The organism is Clostridia bacterium (assembly GCA_012841935.1).
In the GTDB taxonomy this organism is placed as follows: domain Bacteria; phylum Bacillota; class Peptococcia; order DRI-13; family DTU073; genus DUTS01.
The window spans coordinates 1-11,235 of the sequence record DUTS01000048.1; the positions used below are offsets into that span (position 1 = coordinate 1).

An 11,235-nucleotide genomic window follows, 5' to 3' on the forward strand; every position below is an offset into this window, starting at 1 on the left:
AAACAAACAGAACTTATAGAGTTTTATAAGGTTTTGGCAACGGGTTTGGATGTTCAAAAATAAAGAGACCTTTAAAAAAGCCTTTCAAGAAAAATTTAAAACATTATATGGTGTTGAATGTAATGAAGGTACTACTTTAGAAAAGTTTAAAACATTAGCCGGTTTAGTTAGTGAAGAAATTAGTAAACATTGGTACCAAACTAATAAGCATTATAAACATACTAAACAAGTTAAAGAAGTTTATTATTTTTCGATTGAATTTTTATTAGGTCAATTGTTAAGCAGTAATTTACTTAATTTAGGTATTTATGACTTGGTTGATGAGGGATTAAGTGAAATGGGTATCGAATTGGCAGATTTGGTGGCCCAAGAACCAGATGCTGGTTTGGGTAGTGGGGGCTTGGGTAGATTGGCGGCGGATTTTTTAGATTCGATGGCTTCTCTTAATTTACCGGGACATGGTTGTGGAATCAGATATCGTTATGGTTTATTTAAACAAAAGATAGAACACGGTGAACAAGTAGAATATGCTGATGATTGGTTGAAAAATGGTTTTGCTTGGGAATATCGCCGACCTGATAAAGCCGTGGAAGTTAGATTTGGAGGTAAAGTAAGGGTTAATTGTGTGGAAGGACGTACTGTTTTTATCCATGAAGAATATGAAACAGCTTTAGCTATTCCTTATGATGTACCTGTGGTAGGTTATAAAAATGGTTTGGTTAATACTTTGCGTTTATGGAGTGCCGAAGCACCGGAAACTGAATTTGATTATTCTTCCTTTCAAAAAGGTGATTATTTAAAGGCCGTGGAAAGAAAATATTCAGCTGAATCGTTATCTCAAGTATTATATCCTGATGACAGTTATTATGAAGGGCGTAAACTAAGGCTGAAACAACAATATTTTTTCGTTTCTGCAGGTTTGCAAAGTATTGTGCGCCGCTATAAAAAGCGTTATGTAACTTTACATGATTTTTCTAAAAAGGTAGCTCTACACATTAATGATACTCACCCAGCTTTAGTGATTCCCGAGTTAATGCGTATTCTTTTGGATAAAGAAGGCATGGGTTGGGAGGAAGCCTGGGAGATTACTACTCAAACAGTTTCTTATACTAATCATACTATTATGCCGGAAGCCTTGGAAAAATGGCCGCTTGATTTATTCAGAGAACTATTGCCGCGTATTTTTATGATCGTAGAAGAAATTAACGAGCGTTATTGTCGTGATTTGGCACAGAAGGGATTGTCCTTGGAGAAGATTAGTGAAATGGCCATTGTAGGTGATGGTTATGTACGAATGGCTCCTTTGGCTATAGTTGGTAGTTATAGTGTTAATGGGGTAGCTAAAATACATTCGGAAATTCTTAAAGAACAAGTAATGCGTGATTATTACGAAGTAAATCCCCTTAAATTTAACAATAAAACTAATGGGATTACTCATCGCCGTTGGTTATTATTGGCTAATCCGCGTTTAGGGGAATTAGTTACTCAAACTATTGGTTCGGGTTGGTTAAATAATCCTAGTGACTTAACTAATTTACTTTATTTTAAAGATGATGCTTTTTTTCAGAGAAAATTTTCTAAAATAAAATTAGCTAATAAAGTAAAGGTAGCCGATTTTATAGCTAAAAATTATGGTTGGCAAATAGATCCTCATTCCATTTTTGATATTCACATTAAACGTATTCATGCTTATAAGCGTCAGTTGTTAAACGCCTTACATATTATGTACTTATATAATCGTCTTTTGGAAAATCCTCAAGAAGAAATTACACCTCGTACCTTTATTTTTGCCGGTAAAGCAGCCCCGGGTTATCATTTGGCTAAACAAACCATTAAATTGATTAATACTTTGGCTGAGGTTATTAATAATGATCAAACGATTAAAGACAAAATTAAAGTTGTTTTCTTGGAAAATTATAATGTTTCCCAGGCGGAATTATTGATTCCCGCGGCTAATGTCAGTGAACAAATTTCTACAGCCAGTAAAGAGGCTTCAGGCACGGGTAATATGAAATTTATGATGAATGGTGCCGTAATTATTGGTACTTTAGATGGAGCCAATGTGGAAATTCTAGAACGGGTTGGGCCAGAAAACTTTATCCTTTTTGGTTTAAATGCTGAGGAGGTATTAAATTACTATAAATATGGTGGTTACTATTCTTATAGTTTATATAATAGTGACCCTATCCTGCAAAAGATCCTTGATCAATTGATTAATGGTTTTTGGGGTGAATCTTGTGAGGAGTTTCGAGTTATTTATGATCACTTACTAACCCATAATGATGAATTCTTTGTTTTAAAAGATTTTAAAGCTTATTTACAAGCACAGAAACGCATCCAAGAATTATATTCTGATCAAAAAAAATGGTTAAGTATGTGTATTACTAATACAGCTTATTCGGGTTTTTTCTCTAGTGATCGTACTATTAATGAATATTCAGCAGGTATTTGGGACTTAAAACCGGCGGTAATTAAAAAACATTAAAATATTTAGGAGTGGATAGCAATGATAAAAAAAGAATGCATAGCAATGCTTTTAGCCGGTGGGCAGGGTAGTCGTTTGCGTTTGTTAACTAAAAATTTGGCCAAGCCTGCAGTTCCTTTCGGTGGTAAATATAGAATAATTGATTTTAGTATGAGTAATTGTCTTAATTCCGGAATTGATACTGTGGGAGTTTTAACCCAGTATAAACCACAGGTACTTAATGCTTATATTGGTATTGGCAGTGCTTGGGATTTACAAGCTTATTGTTATGATAAGGCTGGTGGGGTAACTATTTTACCACCTTATATGAGTGAAAAAGGTGGAGAGTTTTATCAAGGTACAGCTGATTCTGTTTACCAGAATCTCAAGTTTATAGAAAAATATAATCCCGAATATGTTCTGATTATTTCCGGTGACCATATTTATAAAATGGATTATTCATTAATGCTTAAAGAACATCAAGCCAAACAAGCGGAAGTGACTATTTCCGTTATTGAAGTGCCCTGGGAGGATGCTTCGCGTTTTGGCATTATGAATACTGATGTTGATGGCTTTATAATTGAATTTGAGGAAAAACCGGCACAACCGAAAAGTAATTTGGCTTCAATGGGTGTCTATATTTTCAATTGGCCGATATTAAAAAAATACTTACAAAAAGATGCTCAAGACCCAAAATCTGATCATGACTTTGGTAAAAATGTTATACCGCAAATGCTTAAGGAAAAAGTAAAGTTATTTGCTTATGCTTTTCGGGGTTATTGGCGTGATGTGGGTACTGTAGAAAGTTATTGGGAAGCAAGTATGGATATTTTGGATGATCCCGATTTGCTAAATTATTGGGATAATCAATGGCGGATTTATTCGGCACCTTTAATGCAGCCCCCTCAATATATTGCTCCTGGTGTAAATTTAAAGAATTCCTTGGTTTCCGATGGCTGTTATGTTAATGGGGAAATTGAACATTCTATTTTGTTCCCGGCAGTTTCCGTGGAGAAAGGTGCCCAGATTAAAGATTCCATTATTATGTATGGTGCACAAATCTGTTCTGGAGTCAAAATTGAAAAAGCGATTATTGGAGAGAATGTAGTGATTGGTAAAAATTCAGTGATTGGTGGAGATGGAATTACGGTAATTGAGGACAAACAAAAACTAAAAGAAAATTCACAGGTAGGGAGATTATATCGTCTAAAGCGAACTGACCAACAAACCGAGGATGTTGAGTATTTAGCCAAAAGCCCTTAAATCTAGGGTGATAAAAAACATTATGAATGATAGGGAGTAAGAGAAATGAAAAACGTAATGGGTATTATTCACCATATTAAAGATGAGGTCGCCTTTAAAGAAATTACAAAACATCGTTGTGTGGCCGCAATTCCTTTTGGGGGGAAATATCGGTTGGTTGATTTCCCTTTGTCCAATATGGCTAATGCTGGTATCTATAACATCGGTATTATTACTTCTTTAAAAATGAGGTCTCTTTTGGATCATTTGGGAACGGGGAAAGAGTGGGGGTTAGACCGGAAACGTGATGGTTTGTTTATTTTGCCGGCTGCTTTGGCTGGTAATGCTAAAAACAAACGCCGACTGGATTTTGAAGATATTTATGTAAATCGTGATTATTTGGAAAAAAGTTGCCAGGAATATGTTTTTTTAACTGGTAGTAATATTGTTTGTAATCTTGATTTACAGGCGGTATTCAAGGCACATCAGCGTAAAAAAGCTGATCTAACTATCGTTTGTAGTGATGATTATCGGTTTTTACCCAGTGATGTGGCCCGTGGAGTTTATCTGCAAAAACAAAAGGCAGGGAGGATTACTGCGGTAAGTTCCGGTATCCCAGTTAGAAATTCGTTGGTTTCCATGGATATGTATGTTTTATCAATGTCCTTTTTGCTAGAATTATTAGAGCAATGTGCTCGGGAAAATAAATGGGATTTTGTTAGTGATCTTTTACCAAAAATGATAAAAGAAAAAAGAATTTATGCTTATCTTCATCAAGGTTACTTAGGATTAATCAACTCTTGGAGAAGCCTTTATCAACATCAAATGGATTTATTAAATCCACAAGTTTGGCGTGAATTATTTTGGGGCCGGGGCTTGATTCGTACTAAAATTAAGGATGGACCCCCAGCTAGATTTTACGAAACTTCTCAAGTGAAAAATGCTTTTGCGACTACAGGTTGCTTAATAGAAGGGGAAGTGAAAAATAGTATTCTATTCCGGAAGGTAAAAATAGGTCCCGGAGCAGTAGTGGAAAATAGTGTTCTTTTCCCCAATGTAGAGGTGGAAAAAGATGTTGTTTTAAATGGGGTGGTCATCGACAAAAATGTTTTGATTAAATCTGGCACAAGATTAAGTGGTGAAAATGACAGCCCTGTAATTATAGAAAAAAACCAAGAAATCGGAGGAGGTTTTTAAGTTAAATGTTAAAAATATTATTTATTGCTACCGAATGTACACCTTTTGCCAAAACAGGTGGCTTAGGTGATGTGATTGAAAGTTTACCTATTGCCCTAGGAGAAAAAAAAGTTGATGCTCGTGTTATTATGCCTAAATACAGTAATATTCCCGCAAAATATAAAAAAGAAATGGTTCATAAAAAAACTTTTACTGTTCCAGTAAGTTGGCGTCAAGAATATGGTGGATTAGAGGTTCTGGAACATGAGGGACTCACTTATTATTTTCTAGACAATGAAAAATATTTTAAGCGTGATGGGTTTTATGGTTATTTTGATGAGGCCGAACGTTTTTCCTATTTTTGCCGTGGAGTTTTAGAATGTTTACCTCATTTGGACTTCAAGCCTGATATTTTACACTGTCATGATTGGCATACAGGATTAATTCCTTTATATTTAAAAGCTTTTTATGAGCATGATCCGCGTTATGCCAAATTGAAAACAGTATTTACGATTCATAATTTAAAATATCAGGGGGTTTTCCCCATGGAAATTATTGGTGATGTTTTGGGTTTGGATGATAGTTTCCGCGGTGATGAAGGTCTTGAATTTTACGGTGACCTTAATTTCATGAAAGCGGGAATTGTTCACGCTAACCAAGTTACCACGGTAAGTAAGTCTTATGCCGAAGAAATTAAGACAGTTTATTATGGTGAAAATCTAGATGGCATTTTACGTAAATATGAAGGGAAATTACAGGGAATAATCAATGGTATTGATTATCGAAAATATAGTCCTGAGCGGGATCCCCATATTTATGTAAAATATCGCAGTTCGACGGTTAAAAAAGAACAAAACAAGGCTAAGCTTCAAGAAGATTTGGGCTTACCGGTTAAGAAGGTGCCATTATTAGCCATGGTTTCACGCTTGACTCGTCAAAAGGGTTTAGACTTATTGATTTATATTATTGATGAATTAATGGCTAATGATGTTCAGTTGGTTGTTTTGGGTACTGGAGAGCCTGGTTATGAACAGGCCCTTAAGGAAGCTGCGGAAAGGCACCCTCAAAAAATAAAGCTGCTTTTAATGTTTAATGATCCTTTAGCTCGTAAAATTTATGCTGGTGCTGATCTATATTTAATGCCTTCTTTGTTTGAACCTTGTGGTTTAAGTCAATTGATTGCTTTAAAATATGGTGCATTGCCTATTGTTCGGGAAACAGGTGGCTTAAAAGATACCATCATTTCCTATAATGAACAAACTGGTAAAGGAAATGGTTTTAGTTTCACTAATTTTAATGCTCATGATTTTTTGTATACGATTAAACGAGCTTTAGATTTTTATTACAATCGTAAACCTTTGTGGAATAAGTTATTTAAAAATACTTTTCGGGTTAATTATAGTTGGGAAAAATCTGCCGATGAATATATTGCCCTTTATGAAGGATTGCGAAATCAGCTTGTTTAAAATTCTAAAAAAAGGATGACAAATTAATGAGTGGTGAGTGGATCAGACATGATACTCATAAACAAGTATATCGCAGCCCCTTTGGGGCTGTTCGACGCGGGCAAAAGGTAATTTTGCGTTTGGGAATTAAAGCCCAGAAGAAAGTGGATAAGGTTATTTTACGATTACAAATAAATCGACAAGCAGCAATTGATCAGGTAATGAAATTAGAAAAAATAGAAAAAGGCATTGCCTATTATTGTACAGAGCTTAGGACTAAGCAATTGGGATTACATTGGTACTATTTTGTAATCACTTCTCAAGAACGCGTTTGCTATTATGGCAATAATAAACAAAGGTTAGGTGGGCTGGGTGTTTTAAGTAATACTGTGCCCCCTGCTTTTCAAATTACAGTTTATCACGAGTCTTTTACGGTTCCCGACTGGTTTAAAGAGGGAATTATCTATCAAATTTTTGTAGATCGCTTTCATAATGGTCTGCAAGGGGGTAAGATTGAAAATCCTAAAAAAGGTTGTCTACTTCACGCTCATTGGAATGACACCCCTTGTTATATTCGGGAGCCTGATGGTTCGATTCACCGTTGGAATTTCTTTGGGGGTAATTTAAAAGGGGTAATTAAAAAATTGCCTTATTTAAAAGAATTAGGGATCAGTATAATTTATTTCAATCCTATTTTTGAATCTCCCAGTAATCATAAATATGATACTAGTGATTATAAAAAAATTGATCCCATGTTTGGTGATGAGGCCCTTTTTAGGGAATTATGTACACAGGCCAAGGAAATGGGAATTCGTATCATTTTAGATGGTGTGTTTAGTCATACAGGGAGTGATAGTATTTATTTTAATCGGGAAGGTAATTATTCAGAGGTAGGTGCTTATCAATCTCCTAATTCCCCTTATTACAGTTGGTATCGGTTTCATCATTATCCAGATGATTATGAAAGTTGGTGGGGAATCGGTACTTTGCCTAATGTGAATGAATTGGAACCTACTTATTTGGATTTTATGTTATATGATGAGGATAGTGTGGTCAAACGCTGGTTAAAAAAAGGGGCTTCTGGTTGGCGTTTGGATGTAGCTGATGAATTACCAGATCGCTTTATCAAGGAAATGCGAAAAGTTATGAAAGAGGTAGATCCTCAGTCTGTTTTATTAGGTGAAGTATGGGAGGATGCCTCCCATAAAATTAGTTATGGTGAAAACAGAGAATACTTATGGGGTGAAGAATTAGATTCGGTGATGAATTATCCTTTTCGGGATATGGTTTTAAAATTTATTTTAGGTGATGAAACGGCTTTAACTTTACAACACCGTTTAATGAATTTATATGAAAATTATCCGCGGCACCATTTCTATAGTGTTATGAATTTAATCGGCAGTCATGATGTGCCGCGTATTTTAACTCTTTTAGGTGAGGCACCACCTGAACATACTTTAAGTGAACGAGAACGGGAAAATTATCGTTTAAATCCCCGTCAACGGCGATTGGCTTTAAATCGCTTGCAATTATTAGTACTCTTGCAAATGACTTTTCCCGGAGTGCCGGCTATTTATTATGGTGATGAAGTGGGGATGGAAGGTTATGCTGATCCCTTTAATCGCGGTCCTTTTCCTTGGGGACGCGAAGATCGTGATTTATTAGCACATTATCGTCAAGTAATTGCTTTGCGTAATAGGTTTATAGCTTTACGCAAAGGCTCCTGGCGTACATTATGGGCTGAAGGAGATGTCTATTCTTTTTTAAGAACTTATCAAGGTGAATCCCTATTTATAGTCTTGAATCGTCATCCCACAGCTAAACGGAAAATGGCTCTGGAATTAACCGGGGATATTGCTGGTGAATGGCAAGAGATTTTTCCTGCCCCCAAAAAACGACCAAGAAAGGCTAAAGTTTTAACCATTACTTTACAACCCCTAGAGGGCAAGGTATTTCTTAAAAAATAGTAGGGAGGGAAAAATATGCAGTTGGAACGGGCTGGTGGTGTACTGCTTCATCCTACTTCCTTACCAGGGAAATTTGGTATCGGGGAAATTGGAGCGGAAGCACGTCATTTTGTTAACTTTCTAAAAAAAGGCGGTTTCCGTTTATGGCAAATTTTACCCCTAAATCCCGTAGGTTATGGGGAATCACCATATCAGGCATTTTCCGCTTTTGCCGGTAATCCCTTGTTAATTAGTTTAAGTGATCTTAGAAAAAAAGGTCTATTAGCACGTAAGGATTTAACTAAAACAGTAGAATTTCCCGATAGAGTGGTGAATTATCCCTTAGTACGACAATTTAAAGAAAAGGTACTACAGAAGGCTTATGTTCGGTTTAAAGTTAAAGGTTTACAAAGCCCGGATTATTTGGAATTTAAAGAAAAGCACGCTTTTTGGTTGAAGGATTATGCTTTATTTATGGCTTTAAAAGAACGCTTTGCCTATCAACCTTGGAATTATTGGGATCCTAGTTTGGCTTTTCGTGAGCCTTTGGCACTTAAATTTTGGAGTGAAAAATTAAAAGACAAGATTGAATATCACTGTTTTTTACAATATGTCTTTTTTGAGCAGTGGTTAGCGTTAAAAAAATATGCCAATGAACGTGGTCTTAAAATTATTGGCGATATACCTCTTTATGTTTCCTATGATAGTAGTGATGCATGGGTTTTTTCTCATCTTTTTGAATTAGACGAGGCAGGTAATCCTTTAAAAGTTGGTGGTGTGCCGCCCGATTATTTTAGTCCTACTGGTCAATTATGGGGTAATCCGATTTATAAATGGGATGAAATGGCTGGTGATGATTATTATTGGTGGCGGGAAAGGTTTAAAGTATTGTTGGAATTAGTAGATATAATTAGATTAGATCACTTTCGCGGTTTTGAGGCCTATTGGGAAGTTGGGGGTTGGGAAAAAACCGCGGTAAATGGTCGTTGGGTAAAAGGACCTGGGGAACATTTTTTTAATGTTATTTTTAAATATTTGGGGGCACTACCGCTTATGGCTGAAGACCTTGGGTTTATTACTTCTGAAGTTCGGGAGTTAAAGGATAAATTTAATTTTCCCGGAATGAAGGTTTTACAGTTTCTTGATCGGGAGAATTATCCCCAAACTCGAGCTGATGAATACTGTTTTTATTACACTGGGACTCATGATAATGATACCCTTTTGGGTTGGTATGAAAAAGAAATTTTACCTCAATTAGCTGCTAGTAAGCAAGCTGAATGGTTAAAGAAGGCTCCTTGGGAATTTATCGAACTTTTATATCAAAGTCCAGCTCGTTGGTTAATTATTCCTTTGCAGGATCTTTTGGAACTAGGTACTCAAGCTAGAATGAATATTCCCGGTACTATTGGTGGAAATTGGTTGTGGCGTTTTCAAAAAAGGGACTTAAAGCCAAAAATAGCTAAAAGGGTACGTGTTTTACAACAAAAATATAATCGTTAGGTGATCAGTGATGGAAAATTATAATTGGGAAAGATATCAAAAATATTTATTTAAGGATGAAAGTTTAGGTTTAAGTTTAGATTATAGTTGTTTTGCTTTTTCATCAAAATATTTTGCGGAAATGGAAAATAAAATTAAAAAGGCCCTGGTACAAATGCGAGAATTGGAAAATGGGGCCTTGGCTAATCCCAGTGAAAAACGTCAGGTGGGACATTATTGGCTGAGAAATCCCGCCTTAGCTCCCCAATTGGAAATGACAAAGGCTATTGAACAAACTTATTTACAAGTAAAAAAGTTTGCCCAGGCTATTAGAACAGGTGAGGTGCTTTCTCCTACTGGCCATATTTTTAGCCGCTTTTTGTTAATTGGTATTGGGGGCTCGGCTTTGGGACCACAATTAATCACTGATGTCTTTCCCCAACAAGGACTTCAACCTTATTTTTTAGATAATACTGATCCGGAAACTATGATTTCCCTTTTAACTAAGTTAAAGGATTATCTGCGGGAAACCTTGGTTATTGTTATTTCTAAAAGTGGTGGTACAATAGAGACTAGAAATGGTCTTATGGTGGTAAGGAATTTCTTTGCTGAGCAAAGCTTAGATTTTGCCGGACAAGTGGTGGCAATTACTGGTCCAGGAAGTAAATTAGAAAAACAAGCACTTGAGGAAAAATGGTTGGCCTGTTTTCATATCTGGGATTGGGTTGGTGGGCGCACCTCACTTACTTCTGCGGTGGGACTTTTACCGGCCTTTTTATCAGCAGTGGATGGTGAGGACCTTTTAAAAGGGGCCCGTGATTGTGATTTGGTAACTCGCAGGACTGATATTAGTCAAAATCCCGCAGCCATAATGGCTCTAATGTGGTATTATGCTGTGGAGAAAAAACAAAAGAGGAATATGGTGGTTTTACCTTACCGGGATCGTTTGCAAACTCTCCCCCGTTATTTACAGCAATTAGTCATGGAATCATTAGGTAAAGAAAAGGATTTAACAGGTCAAACGGTTAATCAGGGTTTAACTGTTTATGGAAATAAAGGTTCTACAGATCAGCACGCCTATGTCCAGCAACTGCTTGAAGGCAAAGATGATTTTTTTGTTGTTTTTTTGGAAGTAATTCAAAGTGAATATCAGCCACTTTTTATTGAAGAGGACCTCACTTGTGGTGATTATCTTAAGGCTTTTTTGGAAGGTACTCGTCAAGCACTTTTACAAAAAGGCAGAGAATCTTTAACTCTCAGCTTAAAAGAACTAACACCTTATAGTTTGGGAGTTTTGGTTGCCCTTTGGGAAAGGGTGGTGGGCTTATATGCTTATTTGTTAAATCTTAATGCTTATGATCAGCCTGGTGTGGAATTAGGTAAAAAAAGTGCACACCAATATGTCACTTTACAAAAAAAAGTATTACAATTTTTACGGACTCATCAAGGAAAATATAGTCCACAGGAAATCGCCGCGAATTTA

At 36.2% G+C, this 11,235-nt stretch carries 7 protein-coding genes; all 7 read left to right on the top strand.

What is annotated here, in order from left to right; translation table 11 throughout:
- Window positions 1-49 precede the first annotated feature (49 nt).
- Window positions 50-2,485, top strand: a complete 2,436-nt coding sequence (locus GX687_02835; protein ID HHX96384.1) for a glycogen/starch/alpha-glucan phosphorylase — start codon at window positions 50-52, stop codon at window positions 2,483-2,485.
- 21 nt (window positions 2,486-2,506) lie between these two features.
- Window positions 2,507-3,727 carry a glucose-1-phosphate adenylyltransferase gene (locus tag GX687_02840; protein ID HHX96385.1) on the top strand — a complete coding sequence of 407 codons (1,221 nt, stop codon included), beginning with the start codon at window positions 2,507-2,509 and terminating at the stop codon, window positions 3,725-3,727.
- 45 nt (window positions 3,728-3,772) lie between these two features.
- Complete coding sequence (gene glgD / locus GX687_02845; protein ID HHX96386.1) at window positions 3,773-4,903, top strand: glucose-1-phosphate adenylyltransferase subunit GlgD; 1,131 nt, start codon at window positions 3,773-3,775, stop codon at window positions 4,901-4,903.
- 5 nt (window positions 4,904-4,908) lie between these two features.
- Window positions 4,909-6,348 carry a glycogen synthase GlgA gene (gene glgA, locus GX687_02850; GenBank protein HHX96387.1) on the top strand — a complete coding sequence of 480 codons (1,440 nt, stop codon included), beginning with the start codon at window positions 4,909-4,911 and terminating at the stop codon, window positions 6,346-6,348.
- 26 nt (window positions 6,349-6,374) lie between these two features.
- A complete protein-coding gene (locus GX687_02855) occupies window positions 6,375-8,294 on the top strand; it encodes an alpha-glycosidase (protein ID HHX96388.1) in 1,920 nt (639 codons plus the stop codon).
- Between the two features lie 15 nt (window positions 8,295-8,309).
- Window positions 8,310-9,773, top strand: coding sequence for a 4-alpha-glucanotransferase (gene malQ / locus GX687_02860; protein ID HHX96389.1), 1,464 nt, complete (start codon window positions 8,310-8,312; stop codon window positions 9,771-9,773).
- A gap of 10 nt (window positions 9,774-9,783) precedes the next feature.
- Window positions 9,784-11,235 (top strand): glucose-6-phosphate isomerase (locus GX687_02865; GenBank protein HHX96390.1); only part of this gene is annotated, 1,452 nt, incomplete at its 3' end.